A 22623-nucleotide genomic window follows, 5' to 3' on the forward strand; every position below is an offset into this window, starting at 1 on the left:
CAGTACAATATACTCAGTTATGTCAAACGCAATGAGTCATACGAAACTATCGGAGGACTCTTTGCTGAAATTTCAAAGAACTCTGTTGAACTTTCAGTAGCCGAAAAAATTTGGCTGCTGATCGTAGAAGTTATAAACGTCATTGCCGAGGTACTTAACTGTGATGCAATGGTTCTGACAGAACAAGTAATATCAAACGATAAACAAATCAAAGCAGTAAAGCAGGCTTTCGACAGGCTGACACCAGCCGCCTGAGGAGCTACACTTTACTTGCGAAACTTAAGAATAGTAGAAGAATCCAGTTTATATTGAACTACAAGTGTATCTTTACCTGCCTTCAATAAAGTAGGGACATTCATCACCTTTTTAAAAGTGTCCAATGCAGTTTTCCGAAATGACCGGTTGCTGCAAGAAATGATTTTCGGTTGCACAATATATCCGTTACTGTCCACTACATATTCAATGCGAAGCAGACACTCTTTTCCCTTGCTCAGCAACTTTACCGGATATTTGCTTTCCTTATGTAAAGTCTTGATAAACCATTTATAGTCACGAAATTCATCTAAAGATTTATCCAGACCAAATATTCCTTTCGGAGCCTCCTTGCGCCATGATGTACCAAATTTCTTATCCAGATAATCAAAAACCACCTGATTATAAGCTGTCAGCAGATGATTGGGAACACCCAGATAACAGTCCAGTGTGCCATCTTTCTTCAATGGATAAAAAGCGTCATAACTCACGCCGTACTTTTTCCAGAAAAAGTGTGTGCGGATTTTTTGTTCCTGTTCTTCCGGTATTACCAGGCGCAGCTTGGGATGTCTCTTGAGGATATTTTCTTTCGACAACTCCGGCGAACAGTCATATTTCAAAATATAATCATACCATAAAGGAAGCACCATACACAGCGTGTCATTATGCTGCGAAGGGAGAGTTATTACCGTATCACAAGGAGCCAGCCCCACATATTCCGCTTTCAGATGATAAGTTCCGGCCTCCAGCCCCTTTATCCGGAAGCAGCCGGTGGAATCTGTCAGCCATCCTTGAAACGGTTGTCCAGCCATGCTCAAATTGGAGCCAACCAGCACAGCATGTACCACATCATAAGGAGGACGTTGACGGACGGATTCACCATACACCCGACCCACAATCGTGTATTTTGCAGAATCACCCTTATTATGCGTTATATCTCCCCTCAAAGTTATAGTAAGATTCCGATATTCGCTCGTGTACTTTCCGTTGATGAAGAGCACCTCCCACGGATAAATGGATTTCAGCGTTTCTTTAAAAGCGAGGGCCAGCGGATGATTTTTGCCGTCTATTTTTTCCCGCGAAGAACGCAGATAAATGAAAGGTACGTCACAGTCTACGAAGTGACCGTCTTCCGTCATCTGAAAATCACTTATCGAAAAAATAATCCGTTCTCCCTGATATTCAGGAAACCGCTTCCAAGGAAACCGATGCACGATTTCCCCTTGTGCCTTCATCAGATTCAATCCGGCTCTCCGGTAATTATGATAAGTCTGCGTTTCCAGCACTTTACCGCTCCGAACGGTCAGCACCCGTTCTGTTTCCATGTTGCGGTCGAACCCGTCATGCACATATCTCACCACATCTCCTTTCCCGGCCCGAAGTTCCCCACTGAACCAACGGGCTTGAATTTCTCCAGCCCGACAATAGGCCGCAAAAATAGGCTGCAAGTCTTTCACCTCATACACCCGTGTAGATTCCTTCTTGCTGACCTCATCGTAGACATCCGCTTCTACTCGTTGCAGGCAAAGATACCCGTCACGTACCTCCCAGAAAGCGGTATAGCCGCTATAATTGCCCGTAGACCGACTGACATTTTCCGGAAGAAAATCATCCATCCGCATACAAAGCAGAGAGTCGTACCCTATCGGCTTTGCCATCAAAACCCATTCTTCTCCTTCCAGACGAATCACATCGCCCGATTGACCTGTGGCTTTGAGCGGCAGCACGGCGATCCACAGCAGGATACACAATACCATCTTTTTCATACGCACCTGATTGTAAGATAAATCTCGTCTTGAAAGATACAAAAAAGAAACGGTTTTTCAAACTTGCGGAAAAGGAAATCCCAATTAGCATAAACGAAACTTATGTATCAATGAAATAACACTTTATATGTATCGGTACAGATAAATTTATAAAGCGACCTCCAAGAAATGAAGCTATCACCTTAATCATAAACATCTTCAGTCCATATTGTATCACATATCATAAATACGACCTGTTTCCCAAAGGTATAAGAAGCATCTCTTTCAAATCTCATTTATACATAAGCTTGATTACGACATCTCAGAAAAAATAGAACAGTGTTAACATAGTAAGAATAACAAATACATAATCAGAAACAGACATAGACAAAGAACCATCATCTTCATTTTTATCTTGAAAGCCTGATTTTTATCACATTCTTCTTTTTCCACGATTTTCTCTCTGATACTATCAATCTCCTCTGCAGACAGTTGTGAATTTGTCTGCATTTTCCGGGCATCAAGAAGTTTCTTCCGTGTTTCATGCATTCTCTCACGGCCACGTTTACGCAGTTCACGGTTTTCCTTGTCCCTCCGTAACATGTCATTTATACATCCTAAAGTTCCCATATCCTAACCGATTTAATTATTGTGTAAGATTCCTGTTGCACTGATTATATCTATCTACTTTTATATCTTAATACTACATCTCTGAGACCAATTCAAACTCTGCATAAGCCGTCCCTGTATCATGATTGAATGATTTGTAAATACGGTATTTGCCGGGACGGTTCTTGTCCATATAGAAACGGATAGTCTGCGAGTGAGTAGCCCTCCCAGGAGAAAATAACCACAATACACTGTTGATAATCGGAGCGGTGGGTTGCAATTCCCATTCCCGATTGACCTCATTGTAATAAACCAGACTGTACTCCTCTCCACCCTCAAATTCACGCTCCGTATGATTTGTAATATAGAGCTTGACCTCATTTACCGATACCGGATAAGAATCATATTCCGTATACATAGAGAGTGAATCAGCATCAATCGGAAGGCCGGATGGAATATCCCGCACGATAGGTTTCAACACCATCGTTACAGGCTGTGACACGACAGATACACTATCCTCTGTTGTCTCATCATTCCGGTCAACAAGCGTATCATTCGTTTCCTCAAAAGCGCGGATAGCTTTGGAGTCAGTCTTTTCCGGAAGTTCATTTTGCCTTGACTTGTCAGTCCCTGTACAACTGGTGTTCCAAATATCTTCCTTACGCCAGATGCTGTCCAACCGGCTCTCATTTTTCCGCATTTCTTCGGAAGAATCAATATCTTTTCTTGATGATTGAGTAGAAAGAATCACTACAGTCATCAAGCAGAAAATGAATATCAGCCAACTTTTCATGGAATTTTACATTCTTGATTTCTAAATGTACAAAAAAACGTAGAAATATAAATATGAAAATACAACTATCTATCCTATATTTTGTATTTTTGTATATAAAGTTAAAAAAGAAAAGTATATACTGTTTGGACCGTTGTCTGAATATTGATTCTTCATCTCTTTTCTCAAATAGCACGTTCATATGGTATGAAGAACACCGAATAAAAAAGTATATTACTCTTTTTGTGGATTCCATAGACTCCATGAATAATGAAATAGAAGAAACAATGAAACATTCTATATATGTGAAGTTACTATGAGAACAATCATTTTCATCACAACATTACTATTGATGACAGGGCACATGGCAATGGCAGCAGAAATAAAGAACTACACACTCCACATCAGTAAAATAAATCAGGAAGCAGCCAATCTCCATATCACTTGTTCCTTCTCACTGGATTTCCAAAATGAAGACAGTATCTCCATGAATTTGGGTGGAGGTCAGGAATTCTCTATTGAAAATCTAAAGGTAGATGGTGATACACTTGAATATGAATATAATCGGGAAGCAAAGAATATCGTAATCCGCAAAAAAGCGAAACGTTCGGTTCATGTCACCATAAATTACAACTACACAAACCTGTCCGCTTTCTTCATTTATGGAGAAGGAGATACTGAACTATGGGAGACCAGCTTCGGCGAACACTTTTATCCATATATACCCAATAAATACATGAATGTCGCCATAAATGTGGAAACGCCGGATTCACTCTCTTTCCTTTGCTCCTATCCTTTGAAATCAAGCCACACTACCAATTACAGCGGCAAGTTGAAGCACATTTTATCCCAGTCTATCACACTGGCTTTCATGCGCAACAACGCTTACCAACAGACGGCTGCTTACCTTCCCGACAAAGTTTCTGTCTATCAGATAAAAGATATGCAATGCGGCAAAAAACGCTATGAAGAACTGCTTCAACTGACAAAAGCAAGTATCGTTTTTTTAGCAAAGTCTATGGCGAAGACTATATTTCCGATGCACGAAATGTAACTACATTTCCAATTTATCTGTTTCACAACGGAAAAGGATTCAGCAACAGATACAATATCGGTTTCATCTCAGCTTCTCAGAAGAAGTTCTCTTCATATCCTGACATCTATCCGCTAATACATGAAATCGGACATCGGTGGTTGGGCGAATGGACACTACTCATTGACGATGGAGAACCGGGTGCCTATTTCATGAAAGAATCATTGAATGAGTTCATGACGCTGCTATTTATCCGCCGTTTCTATGGCCGCCAATCATACGAAACACAACTCGATAAGTGTAGGTCAGAATATGAAAAAATCAAAGGAACATATCAGGACGTTCCGATAATCGATGTCGTAGAAAACAACAACAATACCGTTGTCTACAGAAAAGGACCACTGGTACTGGACCGCATTGCGAAGGAAATCGGTTACAACGAATGGATAGCAATCATATCCAGATTTTATCGGGAATACGCAGGAAAGTATCCTTTAAAATACACCGATTTTATCAACCTGGTCAACGAAAGCCATGCTGGAATTGGAGATAAACTCAATCTTTTGCTGACTTCAAAATCATTACAATTATGAGAACTTTAATGAAAAACGTAATTTTATTTGCATCAATTCTATTGGCATTCAACGCACCGCTGCAAGCACAAGACATTCAAGAAATTGATTCTCTCTTGACAAAAGCTTACAAGCAAGACCAAAAAGTAAGAGCCGAATCTTTAAACTTAATGAACAGACTAAACAATGTTGGAGCTGACAACATTTCGGCAGAAACAGTCGACTCTCTCATGATGCTGCAAGAACAGACTCAAATAATTGATAAAGAGAATCAGCTACTGATAGCGTCAATATTGAAGAACGGCCTGCCAAAAGGATTGTCTCCACAATCTTATAAAGCTATATGGTTGATTATAGACCATGCCGACTTGAAACTACAAAAAAAGTACCTGCCAATCATGGAAGAAGCAGCATGCAAAAAGCTAATCAGTGCCAATGATTTTGCAGTTCTGACTGACAGAATCTGCATGAAAGAAGGTAAACCACAAAAGTATGGAACACAATCCTACACTGTGACATCAGAAGGCAAACAGGTTATTTACATTTGGCCAGTAGAAGATGCCCGAAAGTTGAATACACTTCGAAATGAAATTGGGGCAGGTGATATTGAAACTTATGTTCAGATGCTCAAAACGACAGTAGGATGCGAAGTAATCTATGATCCTGAACTGACAGTCAGTCAAATGAAAAAGATGGGACTACTGAATCATAAAAGTTCCGAATAACAGTTTTCCATCAATCTAATCTCTTCTATCCAAATAACAGGATAAGTTACTAAAATAGTCTTATCTCATGACCTTCTTTAATAAAAGAACAGCCCTAACAAATGAAAACAAAATTATTTTCATAAATCTGTATAAGGAATATAGCTATTTGAAATTAAACGAATTAGAAGAATTTCCCTGTTTTTGGGTAATAGCTTGGCAACCGTCCTAATTTCTACGGTCTGCATCACTTTGCTTGTTGGGATAACTCTTAACGAATGTAAAGGTATAAAAAGCATAGGGAGAAACAGAACAACGCAATGAAAGAGTATGAAGAATGGATGGCAAAGTACCCTACAAAGTAGTTTTACTCCAGCTCGTACGCTTCTGTTAAGTTTTGAAAACAATTTCGAAAAATAGTCAGAGTCACCCTATAAAAGTTTCCGTATTCCCTAAAAATGTCAGTAACTTTGCCTCGCTTAAAAAGGTAAAAAGAATATGACAAAAGAAAATTCAAAAGTCTTCCTGTTAATTTTGCTGGGCATGTTCACCGCATTCGGTCCGTTCGTTACCGACATGTATCTACCCAGCCTGCCTTCGATGGGAGAATATTTCCATACCACTTCTTCAATGGTACAGTTAGGTCTCACTACCAGCATGATAGGTCTGGGTGTGGGACAGATTTTTTCGGTCCGTTGAGTGACCGTTACGGCCGTAGGTTACCGCTGCTTGTAGCCATGTGGCTGTTCATCGCCTCTACCCTCTTATGCCTGTTTGCTCAGAATATCGAACAGTTTGTGGCCTTCCGTTTGCTGCAAGGCATAGCCGGTGCGGGAGGTATCGTCATCTCCCGGTCGGTAGCCACCGACAAGTTTTCCGGACGGGAACTGGCCAAGATGCTGGCAGTCATCGGTGCCATCAACGGAGTAGCTCCGGTAGCGGCTCCCATTGCCGGCGGACTACTGACCGATGTCATCGGTTGGCACGGTATCTTCTGGATATTACTCGGACTGGGTGTCATTCTATTGGCCGGTAGCTATCGTTTCCGCGAATCACTGCCATCCGAACAACGGTCGGCCGAGAAATGGAAAGATACATTCCGCAGCTTCGGTACCGTATTGCACGACAAACGTTATGTATGTTATGTACTACAGATGGCATTTGCCCAAGGAGTGCTGTTCGCCAACATCGCCTCTTCTCCTTTTATCGTCCAACAGCATTACGGCTTCTCCGCATTCGCTTTCAGCATCTGTTTCGCGGTCAACGCCTTGTCAATCGGTATCGCAGCCGCCTTGTCGGTCAAATTCCACCGCCCGGAAAGCAGTACCTTGGCCGGATGTTGCGGCATGACAGTCCTCTCTGTCCTGCTATGCATAGCCCTGATGTCCGGGTGTAACTTCTGGATATACGAAGTCCTGATGCTGGTCCTGCTTTTCTGCATGGGTATGACATTCACCTCGAGTACGGCATTGGCCATGGAAAGCCAACGGGCCAACTCTGGAACCGCATCAGCCCTGCTGGGTGCCGTATGCTTTGCAGCCGGGGGTATCGTTTCCCCGTTGGTAGGTATCGGCAATATCCTGTCTTCTACGGGTATCGTGTTCGTAGTCTGTGCATGTTGTTCGATGGGCTGCATCCTTGTTGCCCTCGGCCGCAGACGGACACGGGTATATTTCGCCCTAAACAGCATGGTACAGAAACATTAAGACAACGGCCTGTCACCTTAAGAACCGGTTGAAAGATGTAAAAATACATCCGAACCGAACAAAGGCCATTGGGTAAACGTTCATAGATATAAACAGATAACCTAAACGATGAAACTGATTCTAAGCGACAGACCACTGAATATTCCTATCCAAGATAGAGACAAAATTCACTATATCGACCTGTCATCACTGAAAATAGCCAACTGTACAGGATGCTTCAGCTGCTGGACCAAGACACCGGGCCGATGCATCATCCGTGACGATGCCACTCAGGTGTATCCCCGCATTGCTGAAAGTGACACTGTACTCTACGTCAGCCGGCTGAAATACGGCAGCTATGACACTGTCATGAAAACCATGCTGGAACGTGCCATCCCTATCCAACAGGCTTTTATCCGCATCCACCACGGTGAAACCCACCATGTACAACGGGCCGTAGCCAGCAAAAAGGCGACCATCATCGCTTACGGTGCCGAGGACAAGGAAGAGTACAGCATCTTCCGCCAACTCGTTTCACGGAACGCTCATAACATGAATTTCGAGCATTACGAAATCTTATTCACCACCGAATCCATGGTAGACGACATGGTAAAATACGTTTTAGAAAAATGGGAAAAATCTTGATATTGAACGGTAGCCCCAAAGCTCCGAAATCAAACTCCAAGCGATACGCCGAAATCTTCACCCGGCACTGTCCGGACGAAACGGTTTATCAGAACATCACCAAAAGGAACCATCAGGAATTGTGTGCGGCGATGGAAGGGTATACCGATGTATTGTTCGTCTTCCCCCTGTATGCCGATTCCCTGCCTGTCGGTCTCCTGAATTTTCTGAAAACACTGGAAGCCAATCCACCAGCCAGTAAGCCGGTCATCTCTATTCTGATAAACTGCGGTTTTCTGGAATACGAACAGAACGAAGTGGCCATCCGTATCATGCACTTTTTCTGCCGTCGCAACGGTTTTACCATTGGTTCCGTATTGATGCTGGGTAGTGGAGAAGCTATTCTTGAAACTCCTTTCAAATACATAGCCCAACGAAATATCAAACGATTGGCGCACTCCATTACAAACAAAGACTACCGGATTCTACACGCTACCATGCCATTGCCTAAAAGCCTGTTCCGCCTGGCAGCCCAGAGTTACTGGACCCGTTATGGGAAAAAATTCGGAACGACCAAGGAGCAGATGCAGACAATGGAGATAGAAGGGAAATAAATCCCTTCTCCTAGCCTGCCCTATTTTCTCAGTATCTTGTCCATCGGTTTCCCTTTGGCCAATTCGTCTACCAGCTTGTCCAAATAACGGATTTCACGCATCAAAGGCTCTTGAATCTCTTCCACTTTCACTCCACAGACAGAGCCTTTGATTTTTATCCGGTCCGGATTCGGAGAAGGAGCATTCCGGAAGAAATCGCCGTATGTAAGCGGCCCATCCAGAAACTCCTGAAGCTGGACGGTTTCGTAACCGGTCAGCCAAGCAATGATTTCATCCACTTCGGCCTGTGTACGGCCTTTCCGCAGAGCTTTGTTCACCAGCAACGGGTAAACTTTCGCAAAAGGCATCTGATATACTTTTTCGTAGTCCATCTGAAATTAGTTTTCAAGTTTCATTTTCAATATCGGAAACGGGTTGCCTTGCTCGTCCGTTTCTGTCCGCTCAAAGGTACGAAAGCCTAAATGACGATAGAAGCCTTCCGCCTGCGGATTCTGTTCGTTTACATCTACATAACAGACACCATACTGCTCTATCGCTATCCGAACAAGCTGTTTCCCGAATCCGTTTCCAAAACAATCGGGCGCAACAAACAGCATTTCTATCTTCCGGTTCTCAACTCCCATGAAAGCCACCGGTCGACTGCCCTGATACATCACCAACAGCGTTTCAACCCCTTGAATGGCTTCACCGACAAACGGAATCAGACGCCGGATATCTTCTTCCGCCAGAAAATGGTGGCTGGCCCGGACCGATGCGTCCCATAATTCGACCAAAGCATTGACCAAGGCATCAGTCCGTTCAGACAAGGAATGGCAACAAAGGCGCGACAGCTTTCTCTGGAAATAAATCATGTCTTTCAACATTTTTCCGTCCTCCATAATCGGATGGTCATAATGACAGGTAAAGAAATCAGGGACAGTATGTGAGTATTTGAAGCCGCAGTTTTTGTAAAAAGAAACTGTCTGCCTACTTTCTCCGGTACCGACAAGCATAGTGTGACACACATCGGCATAATGCCGGCAAAGAAACTCTATCATTTGCCGTCCGTAACCTTTTCGTTGGTAAGCGGGTATCACTGCCAGATTCTTCAACTCATACACTCCATTCCCTTCATCCGTCACAACCGCTACTGCGATGGGATTCGCTTCGTCATTCATGACATACAAATCGCCTCGCTCCAGATAACGGTCAATCATCGATTCCTGCTCATCAGCAAGAAGAAGGAGAGGAAGATAATGCTTTTTATCAATAGTAATGAATTGTATACTCATAATAAACTCTTGTAGGTATCAAATTCGGTTGTCAACCTGTCTCATTTTCTTTTTCAGAAACCAAACGACAATGCCATTATAAAGCTTAAAATCATAAAGCAATCACTTTATTGTTTTTAGAAGCATTCACGCCTTGCTTTAAACGCAAAAATACGGGTTTTATTTTAAACTTCCGTCTATGACTTCATAAAGTCTTCTTTCAACAGTTCAAAGCTGTGGACATCCACGAAGCGACTGTTCTTGAAACAAGCCTTACGAAGAATACCTGCCTTACGGAACCCTACTTTTTCGAGTACCCGCATGGAAGCGATATTGCTTTCATACACATTGGCAAATACACGGACGACATCTGTTGCTGCCCAATAACGTCGTAAGGCTTCTCGGAGGGCTTCACTGGCAATACCTTGGTTCCAGAAGGGCTCTGCCAGCCAATAACCTGTTTCGGCATTGTAGCGTTCCACATCTGTTCCCCGCATAAAACCGATATTGCCGACTGCTTCACCGTTTATCTCGATACAATATTCACAAGATTCCTGTTGACTCATGGCATATTCGATAAAGGATTGTGCATCTTCTTCTGTATAAGGGTACGGAAGACGGTCTCGACAGTTATCCCAAATCTTCCTGTTGTTCAGATATTGAGCTAACGAGGAAACGTCCGATTCCTGCCAAGTACGAAGCCGGAAAGAGCATTTCTTCATCGGGACGCTGACTAATCCGTGATAATTGCGTGGAGCATCCAAAGGCGAAAATCCCAGACTTTGATAGAAAGGCACAGCGTATGTAGAAGAGTTCACCGTAACATTCCAATAAGGATGTTCCTGCATGGCAAAATCAAACAAGGCACGTCCGATACCTTTCCGGTGATAGTTCGGATGGATAAAAAACATCGAGAGATGATGGTCTTTCTCCCGTATGGCCAACATCCCTACCAATGTTCCGGCCTCATCAAATGCTCCCCAAAAAGTCAATTCCAGGATGCGGCTTTCATCGCCGATAAAACTCATGAATACACCTAGTCCTTCCTCATCATAATCGGCTTTTCCACAGGCTATAAACACATCCAATGCCAATGCAATAGCCAGCTTCTGTTCTGCCTGTTTCAGTTTTCTTATTTTCATATTCCAATTTGCTTTCTCATTCTATAATTGGTTAGTTTCAAACGGTTAGCTTGCGCACGTTGTTCCAGTTCCACAACATACCCCCGACTTTCAAAGAAAGGACGGGCCGTGATACTTACTTCCGAAGTAATGTTTTGGATATCGTGCTCCATGGCGTATGCTTCAATCCGTTGCAACAGGGCGGTGGCGATACCCTCTCCCTGATGGTCCTTATGAATGAACATAGAGTGCAGATAACCGTCATTACGGATGGAAGTAAAACCAACGATACGACCTTCGGCATCGCAGGCTGTGATGAAGTGCAAAGTTGCGAGCAGTTCTTCCCAATGCCCCGGTAAATTACCACACGAAGCCCAGTCAGCCACTTCTTCAGCCGTATAATCACGAATATTGACTGCCAACACCGTATTACGGAAAAGTTCTTTCAGTTCAGGAATATCGGTTGGGGTAGCGGGGCGGAAAAGCAATGTATTCCTTGACGTATCATTCTGTTCGTTCTTATTCATACAATGTGATTAGATTTTGGATAAAAAATCGACACTATACATACAAAATTGTACCTATCGGGATAAAGATAGCAAAGTTTTTTCAGCTTTTCGTACAAATGATTAATTTTACAGCGATTTGAACAACTGAAAAACACACTGAAGAATGAACAAACATCTGACGAGCAAACTACTTACCCTGCTGTTGCTACTCTTCTTTGTAGCCTGTAGCAATGAAGAAACCCCTTGGGAGGAACCTTCAACAGGAACTGAAACCGGACATCTGACCAATGTAATTACAGAAACAAGCTTTGACAAAGAAGATCTGGCTGCAATGGTAGTCAACTTTGTAGCCGGCCAAGGTATCAATCTACCGGTCGAATTTGTCACCTTACTGATGCGTGATGTAGATGTTGCCGCTATCGAATACTCCACCACCGGAGTGAACGGTGAGCCAATTACCGCATCGGGCGTCATAGCCATGCCCCAAGGGACAACTTCCTATGACCATCTGGTAAGTATCCAACACGGGACTCTCAATATGGAAGAGGCTCCATCGAAACAACTTTTCTATTACGAAATGCTGCCCGTTATCTGCGGACACGTCATCGTCATGGCCGATTACATCGGTTATGGTTCCAGTCAGACTCCCGACCGCCAGCATCCCTATTTGCATGACCGGTTGACCGGCACTGCCTGTGCGGATATGATAGAAGCTGCACGCGAATACCTGAAACAGAAGAATCTGACCGAGACCAATGATGACATTGAACTGATGGGTTACTCGCAAGGAGGACAAGCCTCCATGGCTACCTTATTTGAGCTGGAAAGAAGAGGACTGACAGAAAGTGTCCGGGCTGTGTACGCTGGAGGAGGTCCCTACGATTTGGAAAGCATCCTCCAAACCTTTCTCGCTTACAAAGACAACCCGATGCCCTACGAACGCACCGGATATGCCCCCTATCTGATTCGGGGCATGGTGTACGGAGAGCAATTGGAAGTCAGTGACGAGAACCTGTATGCTCCGGAAGTCATCGAACAGGGACTGAATGAGATGTTCTCTACCCGACCGCTTTTCGAATGGCACGAAGCATTGGGTACCGACATCACCCAAGTGATACATCCGGATTTCTTCGCCGCACCTACATTCAATGGAAACGCCGATGTGATTGCCGTCATCGAAGCATTACGAAAGAATTCATTAATCAACTCATCCATCGAGCCGCAGGTACCTGTATACCTGTATCATTCTCCGCAGGATGATTTTGTACCTTACTCCAACGCGGTAAATGCCCATAACCTCTGGAGTTCATCTACACTGACAGACTTGTCCATGCCGGGGCATGTCCTGGGAGGCATTGAATTCATGTTACGCTACATGGGATTATGGGAACTCGTCGGGCCAATGCTCGGAATGGGTTCATGACAGAGACATAACGGAAAATCATCAGTTTTAGGTATTTCCCAGACAAAAGTTGCTTCCTATTTTTACTGCAAGACCAACAAACGGCAGCCTGATAGATGCTCTCTATAAGCCGATAGATACAACCGTTTGTCAGTCAATGAATATTACCGTAGTTTTGCAGTGTAACAAAAACAAAACAATTAAGTTCAACTTTAAAAAACAAATATCATGGAAGCAACTCAAGTAAATGTAATGCCTAGAATCGGCGATAAGGCTCCGGTCTTCACAGCGAAAACAACTCAAGGTGTCATCAACTTCCCAACAGACTACAAGGGAAAGTGGAAAATCCTTTTCAGTCACCCGGCAGACTTTACTCCGGTATGTACTTCGGAATTCATGACCTTTGCCACCATGGCAGCAGATTTTGAAGCCCTCAACTGCCAATTGGTAGGCCTCTCGGTAGACGGACTTTACAGCCACATCGCCTGGCTCCGTACCATCAAGGATAAGATTGACTACAAAGGCATGAAAGATGTAGAAGTGAAATTTCCGCTCATCGAGGACATCACCATGGAAGTAGCGAAACTTTATGGTATGATTCAGCCGGGCGAAAGCCAGACATCTGCCGTACGTGCGGTATTCTTCATCGACCCGGAAGACAAGATCCGTACCATCCTTTACTACCCGCTCTCTTTGGGACGTAATTTCGATGAAATCAAGCGCGTCCTCATCGGCCTGCAGACTGCCGATAATTTCGGAGTAGCGTTGCCGGCAGATTGGCGTCCGGGTGATGAGGTAATTGTACCGACAGCTGGTTCCTGCGGTGTAGCGAAAGCCCGTATGGACGGAGAAGAAGGCGAAATGAAATGCTACGACTGGTTCTTCTGCACCAAGCAACTGAGTAAAGAGGAAGTAGAAAGCAAATTGGGGACAACTCTATAACATTTCAAACACTGCTTAACCGGTGATAAACCGAAGAACGGGATGTATGAATCGTGACATACATCCCGTTTTTTTATACTTATCACTCAACTACCTTGACACCTCCGTTTTACGAAAACGGCATTTTCCAAGCATAAAACAAACGTCAACAATCATTTATACAAAAAAACATTAAACGACAAATGATTATCCAACCAGAACATTATTTTTGTAGTTCATACAAAGAAACGAATTTCTCTTTATACGCCATTTAACCACACAAAAAACCATACGATAATGAAAAAAGGATTGATATTATTTGCTGTCCTTCTGGCATTGATAGGCTGCAATTCACACAAAAAAACTGAAACAGGAGAAGATATGAAAACACAGAAATGTCTGGTGATTTACTATTCACAGACTGGAGCTACCCAACAGGTAGCACAGGAATTCGCTCAGTTACTTCATGCTGACACCCTACGTATTGAAGTGGAACAACCTTACGATGGAACTTACCAGGAAACCATCGAACGTTGCCAGAAAGAGATGGCCAACAACGAAGTGCCTACCTTGAAGACACGCGACATCGACCTCACGAAATACGATACCGTCTTCTTAGGCTACCCCATCTGGTTCGGCACCTATGCCTTGCCGATAACTTCTTTGGTAAAGAACATAGATTTTGCAGGCAAAAAGATTGTACCGTTCTGTACTTTCGGCAGCGGTGGATTGAGCGCCAGTATGAATGATTTGAAAAAGGCACTTCCCCAAGCTGAGATACTCCCCGGTTACGGTGTACGAAATGCCCGCATAACCAAAGCACCGGCTGAAGTGAAACGTTTCCTCATCGAAAACGGTTATTTGGAAGGTAAGGTAGAACAACTGCCGGCATATTCTGCCCAACAGCCCGTGACTCCCGAAGAAGCAGCTATCTTCAATGCAGCCTGCGGCGATTACCAATACCCGCTCGGTACACCGGTGACCGTAGGCAAACGTACAACCTCTCAAGGAACAGACTACTGCTTCACCGCACAAAGCAAAGACGTTAAAGGCAACGATGTAAAAACAACCATTTACGTGACAGTCAGCAATGATCCGAACATCAAACCGGAATTTACCGAAGTAGTCAGATAAGACTCCACGGTTTCCATCCAAGCGCAAACAATAAGCCTCCTGCTCGATTACATGAATCAACCAAGCAGGAGGCTTCTATATTTATTCTACAATATCATCCTTTTCCAGAAACTCTTTCGTACTATATTTCATGCCAAGAGGCCCGTAATCTCCCAATGCGATGTGAGCAATCTGTTTTTCCGGATCCGTAATTTTCTCCAAAGGTTCGCCTTCTTCATCCGCATAATTCGTTGGAGTCATACGAGAGATAGAATACTCCCATGCTTCATTCGGCAGAATGTTCCGATACATGATAACGATGATATCACCTATCGGGTTACCGTCTACATCCAGCTTCTCTTTATCCCAGACGAACAAGTTACACAATGCTCCGGCACGGTTCATCTCGGCTACTCTTTCTTCGATTTCAGCAAGACGCGGATTCTGCTTCTGACAAACGATGAATGTAGACTTCTTATCTGGAGCAGAAAGTGCATTGACGTCGCAAAGCGAATAATAAGAACGGGTATTAGAAGCTGCACCCAGGCAAATGGACCAATAGCGAGCATTGGCATTGCGATAGTCTTCTACCCGCTGAGGGATGGTCACAGGCTTGAAACTGAATACAAGGACGGAATCAGTCTGCAAATGTGTCCGGCCATAAAGATAATTGGTCGCATTATTCGGATAATACTGCCCACGGGGAGCCAAGAGGAACGGTACTTCACGGTAATCGTCGGATTTCTGCGGCACAAAAGTACCTCCAAATCCATTGATATTGGAAGCCGTACGGAGCAGGGCCTTCACTTCCTCCAGAGTACGAATGTCATACCCCGTGATAGCCGGCATCTCTACGCCACCATATTCATCGGATTCGCCTTCTGCATCAGTCCCTAGATAATGACGGATACAGACAGCCAAGCGGTTTACCCCCTTATCAATCCGACAGATATTTTTGGAAGGCAACTTAGCTATCTGTGCCTCATCCATTGTTGCGGGTACAATGTAGACCGTAAACGTATTTTTCTTTGTCGATGTCACCACAAACGGGTTATCACAGCCTTCATCCGGTACGATATCATAGTCATCAATACCACCAATTGCCGTACCCGTTTCATCGTTATAAAGCGAGAAACTGAAATAACGGGCATAAGGGAACTGTCCTTTGATGCACAGAGCGACATCCGGGTTTTCATTTACGTTGTAAGTGTATTCCCAATAATTGGAATACAGGTCCGGATAAGCTCCCAACACTTCTCCGTTTCCTTTCATCGTTTCACTCCATTGTTCTTTAGGAGAAGGATTAACAATCGTCGATTGAGAGGTAGACTCATCTGTACAGCCCACCAACATAAATGACCAAACAGCCATCAAAAAAAAGAATGTTCTCTTCATTTTCATTTAGTTTTGTGTTTATTAATATTTATCTGAACGTATTGCCTCAACCCGCCGTTCAGAATAGCGGCGGGTATGAAACAACACCATACCAGTAATGATTTAAGTATCCTCATTCTGTCGTTTTCAGAACAATCGTTTAAAGCAGCGCCAAATCATCGTTCGTTACATCCAAGTTGAATAAATTGGGATCCCAATTCTCATCTTCGTCCATTCCCAACCATTCCCGGTATTCCATAGCTTCTTCACCATCAGGCTCTTCCCGGAAGACTTCTTTCATCTGCTCATAACCATATACGCCACCACAATCTTCCGGAGGACATGCTCCTTTTCCTGCCAGGCATCTAGGTTTCAGAATCTTTTCATCCAATACCGCTTCCAAAGTAATGGTATGATACCAGCTGTCACCGAAATCATACAGATACAACAGTTTCTTCGAAATGTCTTGACCGAAATAAGCTTTCAGTTTAAATTTGGCAGAATCTTGAGTCGGAACAGGATAATACCAATCTTTTTCATCCGGATTCGCAATTCTGATGTCCATATCGTACACCTTATCTACAAATTCAAACAGATGACAATCATCCCAATTGAAAGCACGCTGGATGACCTGGTGAAACCGCAAAAAAGTATAGATATCCGGAACCAATACACGACGCCATACGGGCGGTTTGGTAATACCTTTAATCTGAATTTTAAACTGATAAGTCATATATTCCCGTTTAATTAATTTGTCTGATGTTTTTTCATAGATGTGCGTGTAAAGATAGAAAATAATTATCAGACTCAATCATCATGTCACTTATTTCTATTACCCATTCTTCATTTTTTATTTTAAATACACCTCACACTGCATCCACCCCCAGACCAGGATAAATAGTCAAATATTTGACCATTTCAAAAGAAAGACTTAACTTTGCAACCCGAAAAGGATTCCCCCACACTAACTATTATGACTGAAAAACGAGAAAATGCTACGCCACGGGACTGCATCCTGCAACTGATACGTACCCGTATGGCTTCAAGACAAGCCATGCAGAAACTATTAAAAAACTCCAATGCCGGAATCACCTTCGAGATGCTTCAAGTAATGAGTTGCCTATGGAATGAACAGGGTATCAGTCAACAAACACTAGCAGAACGCACGGCCAAAGACAAAGCCTGCCTGACAAGTCTGATGTCAAACTTGGAACGCAAAGGATATGTATGCAGACGCGAAGACCCGAAAGACCGACGAAACAAACTAGTCTATCTGACCGATGAAGGTGAAGCGTTTCACCAATGGATAGCTCCTACCCTAACCGCTTATTATGAACGCTTGGAAGAAATACTAGGAACTGACAAACTGAAACAGACCGAGGAACTACTAAAAGAATTACAACATGCCATCGAAAGTTATTAAACGATTAATGATTACCTGCTGGTGTTTTTTCCTATATACCACGTTACATGCCCAACAAGACACTTTGCATCTCAGCCTGCAGCAGTTGTTTGAACGGGGAACAGAACAACACCTGCAACTGACAGCCGACCGACTGAAAGAAAAAATAGCTCATGAACGGACAAAAACAGCTCGTACTACCCGATTGCCTGAGTTAAATATCGGACTCAAAGGCGGATTCTTAGGACAACCTGTCATCTGGCAGAACGGTATGAGTAACCCTACCTATCCCGATTCTCCTGACTGGCAACAAAACTATACCATCGATTTCACCCAACCGATTTATCAAGGAGGAAAAATCAGATACAGCATCCGTCAGGCTGATTTGGAAGAAGAAATAGCCCGTCTACAGACAACGACCGACCAGGCAGACATTAAGCTGGTGTTACTGGAGCAATACCTTAACCTGTTCAGCCTTTACAAACAATACCTCGTTCTGAACAGAAAAATCAATGAATCAGAGCGACGACTAAAAGATATTCGGCAAATGAAAGCCGAAGGCATTATCACAAACAACGATGTGTTACGCAGCGAGATGCAACTGACCAATGACCGTCTGTCGAAAAACGAAACGGAGAACAATATCCGCATCGTATCACAACAGCTGAACCTACTGATCGGACTGGATGAACACCTGCTACTCATTCCAGACACAACTTTACTGAGCCAGGAGTGTCCCACCACAGAATATGAGGATTATGTTAACCGTGCTGTCCTGTCGGACCCGGCCTTGCTTCTGCTCCGGAAACAGACGGAACTGGCAGAAAACAACATCCGGCTGACACGTGCTGAGCAATTGCCCCGCCTGTCGCTTACCGCCTCCAATACCTTGGCACGCCCCGTTTCGCGTACCTTGACAGATATGTACAACAACAGCTGGAACATCGGTCTCTCTTTCTCCTACCCCCTTTCATCGCTCTACAGGAACCGGCACAAGATGAAAGAAGCCCGACAGAATGTGCTGCTGATGCGAAACGTCGAAGAACAGAAGCAACAGCATATCCGCATGAATGTACAGGCAGCCCTGCTGAAGCATCACGAAGCAACCGACCGCGTGGAAGCTTTGAGACTATCGGTGAAACAGGCGGAAGAGAACTACCGAATCATGCAGAACCGGTATATGAACCAACTGGCCATTCTGACGGACCTGCTCGATGCCGACAACCTGCGGCTGAATGCCGAACTGCAACTGACCACTGCCCGTACTCAAGTAATCTACACTTACTACGAATTACAACGAGCCATCGGAGCCTTATAAACAGAATCAGACAAATACCAACTTTAACCACTCTATTCCCATTATGTCCGAACACCAACTGAAATACAACCGGCTGAAACGCCGGAAACGCCGCAACATCATTCTCAACATCGTGTGTCTCCTGATTGCCGGTTCGGGTCTGACCTGGACTGCCCATTATTTCTGGCGCTACATCAATTATGAAATCACGAACGATGCTTTTGTCGACCAGTATATCGCTCCGGTAAACATACGTGTGGCCGGTTACATTCAGGAAGTGCGCTTTCGGGAACACCAATATGTGAATGCCGGCGATACGCTCGTCGTTCTCGACAACCGTGAATACCTCATCCGGCAGAAGGAAGCCCATGCAGCCTTACTCGATGCCCAAGGTTCCCGCGATGTTCTGGCTTCGGGCATACGTACCTCGCATACCCGTATCGCCGAGCAGGATGCCAACCTGGCCGAAGCACAAGCCAAGCTGTGGCAGGCCGAGCAGGATTTCCACCGTTACGAACGGTTACTGAAACAGGAATCCGTCCCCGAACAGCAATACGACCAGGCCAAAGCCAACTATGAAGCAGCCCGCGCCCGCTACGATGCCCTCCTGCGGCAGAAAGATGCTGCCCGCTCCCAGTACGATGAAACAAATAAGAAGCAGGTCAATGTAGAAGCAGGCATCCTGCGTGCCGAAGCGGCTCTCGACCTGGCAAACCTGAATCTGTCGTATACCGTAGTGACCGCCCCTTACAGTGGCTACATGGGACGACGGACACTGGAACCTGGACAATACGTGAGTGCCGGACAGACACTTTCATACATCGTCCGCCAATCCGGCAAATGGATAACCGCCAATTATCGGGAAACACAGATAGCCAACATCTACATCGGCCAACCTGTACGAATCAAAGTAGACGGACTGCCGGGAAAGATTCTTCACGGACATGTGACTGCCATATCCGAGGCTACCGGTTCGAAATATTCACTGGTCCCCACAGACAATTCAGCAGGTAACTTCGTAAAAGTACAGCAGCGCATTCCCGTCCGTATCGACCTGGATGATGTAGACGATGAAAGTATGAGCCGCCTGCGTGCCGGCATGATGGTGGTAACCGAAGCTTTGAGAAAGAAATGAAAACAGCCCGCGAACTTGATATCCCCGCACGTCCCTGGGTCCCCGACCTGCTGGCCATAGCGACTGTCTTTGTGGTTATGCTTCCCATCGCCATGCTGAACGGTACCTATACGGGTAGCATGGTAGAGGTATCGAATACCCTGGGCGTCTATACCGAAGACATCACCATCGGCTATTATGCCGCTTCGGCAGGCATGGCAGTGTCTTATCCCATCGTACCTAAGATTCTGGCTACATTCTCCAGTAAGTCATTGCTGCTGGTCGACCTCACCCTCCAGTTCTTCCTCAGCTGGTTCTGCGCACGGCAAGCCAACATCGACCTGCTCATTGCCGCCAGTTTCGTCATCGGTTTCCTGAAAGGATTCCTGATGCTCTGGATTATCCGCCGTATCAAGTTCATCTTCAGTCCTCAAGATGTCCGAAGTGAATTTTATGCCTATTTCTACCCGCTGGTATTCGGAGGAGGTCAGCTTTCAATGGTCATCACCGCCCTCCTGGCTTACCATTACGACTGGAAATACATGTACTATTTCATGATGCTTCTGCTGCTGATAGCCATTCTGGCAGTCATTCTGTTTTTCCGCCACGACCGACCTTCCAAACCAATTCCCTGGGGAGAACTTCACCCCCGCGAAATGCTGATTATCGCCACCGGAATACTGATGCTTATCTATGTCATCACCTACGGCAAGACACTCGACTGGATGGCCTCCAAACGTATCTGCATCTACATCGTCATTGCACCGTTGCTGATAGCCCTTTTCCTGTGGGAACAGTTCCACTCCCCCCATCCCTACGTAAGCCTGAAACCCCTGTTTCAGTGGAAGGCCATCGTAGGATATTTCTACATGGTTCTGGTGATGTTCTTCAGTACCTCAACCAGTCTGATGACCAGTTACCTGACCACCATCCTGCGTGTAGACAACACCCATAGTTACACACTGTATATCTGGCTGCTTCCTGGATATGCGGTAGGAGCCTTCATCTGCTTCTGGTGGTTCCGGTGGCAACGATGGCGCTTCCGTTTCCTCATAGCCGGAGGTATGGCTTGTTTTGCCCTCTTTTTCGGCGTCCTCTATTTCGGTATTTCACCCGACAGTACGTACGAGATGCTTTATCTGCCCATGTTCCTTCGTGGACTGGGCATGTTGACCCTCATCATTGCTTTTGCGCTGTTTGCGGTCGAAGACTTACCTCCGAAATACCTGCTGTCGAACGCCTTTTTCCTGATCACCTTCCGTTCGGTACTGACACCGGTAATAGCTTCGGCCTTCTACAGCAACACGCTTTACCGCCTACAACAGAAATACATGGTAGAACTTTCCGAGAACTTCAGCGCCACCGACCCGCTGGCAGCCGCGCGCTGGCAATCCACTTTGAGCAGCAGCCTGGCACAAGGGCACGGTATCGATGAGGCTACCCAACTGGCTACCAATACACTCTATACCGTTCTGCAACAACAAAGTACCCTACTGGCCTTGAAACACATCCTCGGCTGGCTCTTTGTAGTAACCCTGGTCATTGCCATCGTTTCACGGTTCATTCCGTTCCACAAGACGGTACGGGTACCGGTTATCCATACCGGCGAAGATATGGTATAATCCAATTCCTCGCAAGTATTCAGGAAACAAACAAAAAAAACGAACGCCCGTTTTCACCCAAACAAACGTTCATTTGGGTGAGAACGGGCGTTCGTTTTAGCTCAAACGTCTAATCGTTTTTCCGCCGGTGGCAAACCGTGCCTGTAGCCTGGTATGTAGGCATCACCAGTACTTCAGCTATCTGAATGTGTGCCGGAGCCGAAGCTGCATAATATACCACATCGGCTATGTCATCGCCGGTCAACGGCTTGATCCCTTCGTATACGGCATCCGCCTTGTCCTTATCTCCCCGGAAACGGATGACCGAGAAATTCGTCTCTACCATACCCGGCTTGATATTCGTGACACGTAGCGGAGTGTCCACCAAATCAATACGCAAGCCATCGGACAAAGCCTTCACGGCTGCCTTGGTAGCACAATAGACACTTCCACCTGCATAAGCAGCATCGCCTGCGATAGAACCGATATTGATGATATGTCCGCAACCACGTTCCACCATGCCCGGAACAATCATCCGCGTCATAGCCAGCAGAGCTTTGATGTTCGTGTCAATCACAATGTCCCATTCATCCAGTGAACCTTCGTGTTCCTTGTCCATACCGATAACCAGTCCCGCATTGTTTATCAGGACATCGATATTCCGCCATTTCCCTTCCAACGAATCGACAGCCTGACGCATCGCTTCACGGTCACGGACATCGAAAGGTAAGATAAGGACTTCCACACCTTGCGCCGTTAGCTCCTGTTTCAAGGCTTCCAGCTTCGCCGTGTTCCGTCCGTTCAAGATCAGGTTACTTCCCATAGCCGCAAACTTGCGGGCACATCCCTCACCGATGCCACTGGTAGCTCCGGTGATAAAAATCAGTTTTCCTTTCATATCCTATTCCA

The 22623-nt window shown here is 45.0% G+C and carries 22 protein-coding genes and 4 pseudogenes; 14 read left to right on the forward strand and 12 right to left on the reverse strand.

Annotated features, from left to right (window positions below; translation table 11 throughout):
- A pseudogene (locus tag C510_RS16170) lies at nucleotides 1-255 on the forward strand (IS4 family transposase); the annotation flags it as partial.
- 11 nt (nucleotides 256-266) lie between these two features.
- Here C510_RS16170 and C510_RS0106115 read toward each other — a convergent pair.
- The 3 genes from C510_RS0106115 to C510_RS16855 all read right to left on the reverse strand — a co-directional run bounded on the left by C510_RS0106115 (nucleotide 267) and on the right by C510_RS16855 (nucleotide 3399).
- On the reverse strand, nucleotides 267-2018 hold the full coding sequence (locus C510_RS0106115; protein WP_051086627.1) for an FEKKY domain-containing protein: 1752 nt from the start codon (nucleotides 2016-2018) through the stop codon (nucleotides 267-269).
- Between the two features lie 321 nt (nucleotides 2019-2339).
- Nucleotides 2340-2627: a hypothetical protein gene (locus C510_RS0106120; RefSeq protein ID WP_018710458.1), complete on the reverse strand. Its 288-nt coding sequence runs from the start codon at nucleotides 2625-2627 to the stop codon at nucleotides 2340-2342.
- A gap of 73 nt (nucleotides 2628-2700) precedes the next feature.
- Nucleotides 2701-3399, reverse strand: a complete 699-nt coding sequence (locus C510_RS16855; protein ID WP_025892486.1) for an immunoglobulin-like domain-containing protein — start codon at nucleotides 3397-3399, stop codon at nucleotides 2701-2703.
- A gap of 295 nt (nucleotides 3400-3694) precedes the next feature.
- On the opposite strand from C510_RS16855, the gene C510_RS0106135 reads away from it, so the two are divergent.
- From C510_RS0106135 to C510_RS0106160, 6 genes and pseudogenes are all read left to right on the forward strand, one after another.
- A complete protein-coding gene (locus C510_RS0106135; protein ID WP_018710461.1) occupies nucleotides 3695-4432 on the forward strand; it encodes a hypothetical protein in 738 nt (245 codons plus the stop codon).
- A 140-nt stretch (nucleotides 4433-4572) separates the two neighbouring features.
- Complete coding sequence (locus C510_RS0106140) at nucleotides 4573-5004, forward strand: gluzincin family metallopeptidase (RefSeq protein WP_018710462.1); 432 nt, start codon at nucleotides 4573-4575, stop codon at nucleotides 5002-5004.
- The gene (locus C510_RS0106145) at nucleotides 5001-5708 is read left to right on the forward strand and encodes a DUF6624 domain-containing protein (protein WP_018710463.1); all 708 of its coding nucleotides are present in this window, start codon (nucleotides 5001-5003) and stop codon (nucleotides 5706-5708) included. The genes C510_RS0106140 and C510_RS0106145 overlap by 4 nt, the downstream gene beginning before the upstream one ends.
- A 477-nt stretch (nucleotides 5709-6185) precedes the next feature.
- A pseudogene (locus C510_RS16180) lies at nucleotides 6186-7393 on the forward strand (multidrug effflux MFS transporter).
- Nucleotides 7394-7501: 108 nt separating this feature from the next.
- Nucleotides 7502-8017 (forward strand): flavodoxin family protein, encoded by a 516-nt coding sequence (locus tag C510_RS0106155; protein WP_018710464.1) that lies wholly within the window; start codon nucleotides 7502-7504, stop codon nucleotides 8015-8017.
- Nucleotides 8002-8610, forward strand: a complete 609-nt coding sequence (locus C510_RS0106160) for a hypothetical protein (protein ID WP_025892480.1) — start codon at nucleotides 8002-8004, stop codon at nucleotides 8608-8610. Before C510_RS0106155 ends, C510_RS0106160 begins: the two co-directional genes overlap by 16 nt.
- Before the next feature lie 20 nt (nucleotides 8611-8630).
- Here the strand turns inward: C510_RS0106160 and C510_RS0106165 are convergent, their stop codons facing one another.
- From C510_RS0106165 to C510_RS0106180, 6 genes and pseudogenes are all read right to left on the reverse strand, one after another.
- Nucleotides 8631-8981, reverse strand: a complete 351-nt coding sequence (locus tag C510_RS0106165; RefSeq protein ID WP_018710466.1) for a DUF2200 domain-containing protein — start codon at nucleotides 8979-8981, stop codon at nucleotides 8631-8633.
- Nucleotides 8982-8987: 6 nt separating this feature from the next.
- Entirely contained in the window at nucleotides 8988-9461 is a 474-nt protein-coding gene (locus tag C510_RS17715; RefSeq protein ID WP_244870458.1) for a GNAT family N-acetyltransferase, read from the reverse strand.
- Nucleotides 9438-9881 (reverse strand): annotated as a pseudogene (locus C510_RS17720) (GNAT family N-acetyltransferase); the annotation flags it as partial. The pseudogene C510_RS17720 and the gene C510_RS17715, both read right to left, overlap by 24 nt.
- Nucleotides 9882-10057: 176 nt before the next feature.
- The gene (locus tag C510_RS17855) at nucleotides 10058-10582 is read right to left on the reverse strand and encodes a GNAT family N-acetyltransferase (protein WP_025892475.1); all 525 of its coding nucleotides are present in this window, start codon (nucleotides 10580-10582) and stop codon (nucleotides 10058-10060) included.
- A gap of 3 nt (nucleotides 10583-10585) precedes the next feature.
- Nucleotides 10586-11002, reverse strand: a pseudogene (locus C510_RS17860) (GNAT family N-acetyltransferase); the annotation flags it as partial.
- The gene (locus tag C510_RS0106180; RefSeq protein ID WP_018710469.1) at nucleotides 10999-11508 is read right to left on the reverse strand and encodes a GNAT family N-acetyltransferase; all 510 of its coding nucleotides are present in this window, start codon (nucleotides 11506-11508) and stop codon (nucleotides 10999-11001) included. The pseudogene C510_RS17860 and the gene C510_RS0106180, both read right to left, overlap by 4 nt.
- Nucleotides 11509-11653: 145 nt before the next feature.
- Between C510_RS0106180 and C510_RS16860 the strand changes: the two genes are divergently transcribed.
- The 3 genes from C510_RS16860 to C510_RS0106195 all read left to right on the forward strand — a co-directional run bounded on the left by C510_RS16860 (nucleotide 11654) and on the right by C510_RS0106195 (nucleotide 14947).
- Nucleotides 11654-12913, forward strand: a complete 1260-nt coding sequence (locus tag C510_RS16860; RefSeq protein WP_018710470.1) for an alpha/beta hydrolase family protein — start codon at nucleotides 11654-11656, stop codon at nucleotides 12911-12913.
- Between the two features lie 207 nt (nucleotides 12914-13120).
- Nucleotides 13121-13834: a peroxiredoxin gene (locus tag C510_RS0106190; protein WP_018710471.1), complete on the forward strand. Its 714-nt coding sequence runs from the start codon at nucleotides 13121-13123 to the stop codon at nucleotides 13832-13834.
- A 360-nt stretch (nucleotides 13835-14194) separates the two neighbouring features.
- On the forward strand, nucleotides 14195-14947 hold the full coding sequence (locus tag C510_RS0106195; protein ID WP_235300823.1) for a flavodoxin: 753 nt from the start codon (nucleotides 14195-14197) through the stop codon (nucleotides 14945-14947).
- Between the two features lie 81 nt (nucleotides 14948-15028).
- Here the strand turns inward: C510_RS0106195 and C510_RS17645 are convergent, their stop codons facing one another.
- On the reverse strand, nucleotides 15029-16321 hold the full coding sequence (locus C510_RS17645) for a hypothetical protein (protein WP_218958502.1): 1293 nt from the start codon (nucleotides 16319-16321) through the stop codon (nucleotides 15029-15031).
- Nucleotides 16322-16460: 139 nt separating this feature from the next.
- A complete protein-coding gene (locus tag C510_RS0106205; protein ID WP_018710474.1) occupies nucleotides 16461-17033 on the reverse strand; it encodes a plasmid pRiA4b ORF-3 family protein in 573 nt (190 codons plus the stop codon).
- 240 nt (nucleotides 17034-17273) lie between these two features.
- Between C510_RS0106205 and C510_RS0106210 the strand changes: the two genes are divergently transcribed.
- Genes C510_RS0106210 through C510_RS0106225 form a run of 4 tightly spaced genes read left to right on the forward strand, consistent with a single transcriptional unit; the run spans nucleotide 17274 to nucleotide 21735 of the window.
- On the forward strand, nucleotides 17274-17723 hold the full coding sequence (locus tag C510_RS0106210) for a MarR family winged helix-turn-helix transcriptional regulator (protein WP_018710475.1): 450 nt from the start codon (nucleotides 17274-17276) through the stop codon (nucleotides 17721-17723).
- A gap of 7 nt (nucleotides 17724-17730) precedes the next feature.
- Nucleotides 17731-19020 carry a TolC family protein gene (locus C510_RS0106215; RefSeq protein ID WP_018710476.1) on the forward strand — a complete coding sequence of 430 codons (1290 nt, stop codon included), beginning with the start codon at nucleotides 17731-17733 and terminating at the stop codon, nucleotides 19018-19020.
- Nucleotides 19021-19063: 43 nt separating this feature from the next.
- Nucleotides 19064-20134, forward strand: a complete 1071-nt coding sequence (locus tag C510_RS0106220; protein WP_018710477.1) for an HlyD family secretion protein — start codon at nucleotides 19064-19066, stop codon at nucleotides 20132-20134.
- The gene (locus tag C510_RS0106225) at nucleotides 20131-21735 is read left to right on the forward strand and encodes an MFS transporter (RefSeq protein WP_018710478.1); all 1605 of its coding nucleotides are present in this window, start codon (nucleotides 20131-20133) and stop codon (nucleotides 21733-21735) included. Before C510_RS0106220 ends, C510_RS0106225 begins: the two co-directional genes overlap by 4 nt.
- A 109-nt stretch (nucleotides 21736-21844) precedes the next feature.
- Here the strand turns inward: C510_RS0106225 and C510_RS0106230 are convergent, their stop codons facing one another.
- Nucleotides 21845-22612, reverse strand: a complete 768-nt coding sequence (locus tag C510_RS0106230) for an SDR family NAD(P)-dependent oxidoreductase (RefSeq protein ID WP_018710479.1) — start codon at nucleotides 22610-22612, stop codon at nucleotides 21845-21847.
- Nucleotides 22613-22623: the final 11 nt, after the last annotated feature.

It is taken from the genome of Phocaeicola barnesiae DSM 18169 = JCM 13652 (genome assembly GCF_000374585.1).
Classification (GTDB): domain Bacteria; phylum Bacteroidota; class Bacteroidia; order Bacteroidales; family Bacteroidaceae; genus Phocaeicola; species Phocaeicola barnesiae.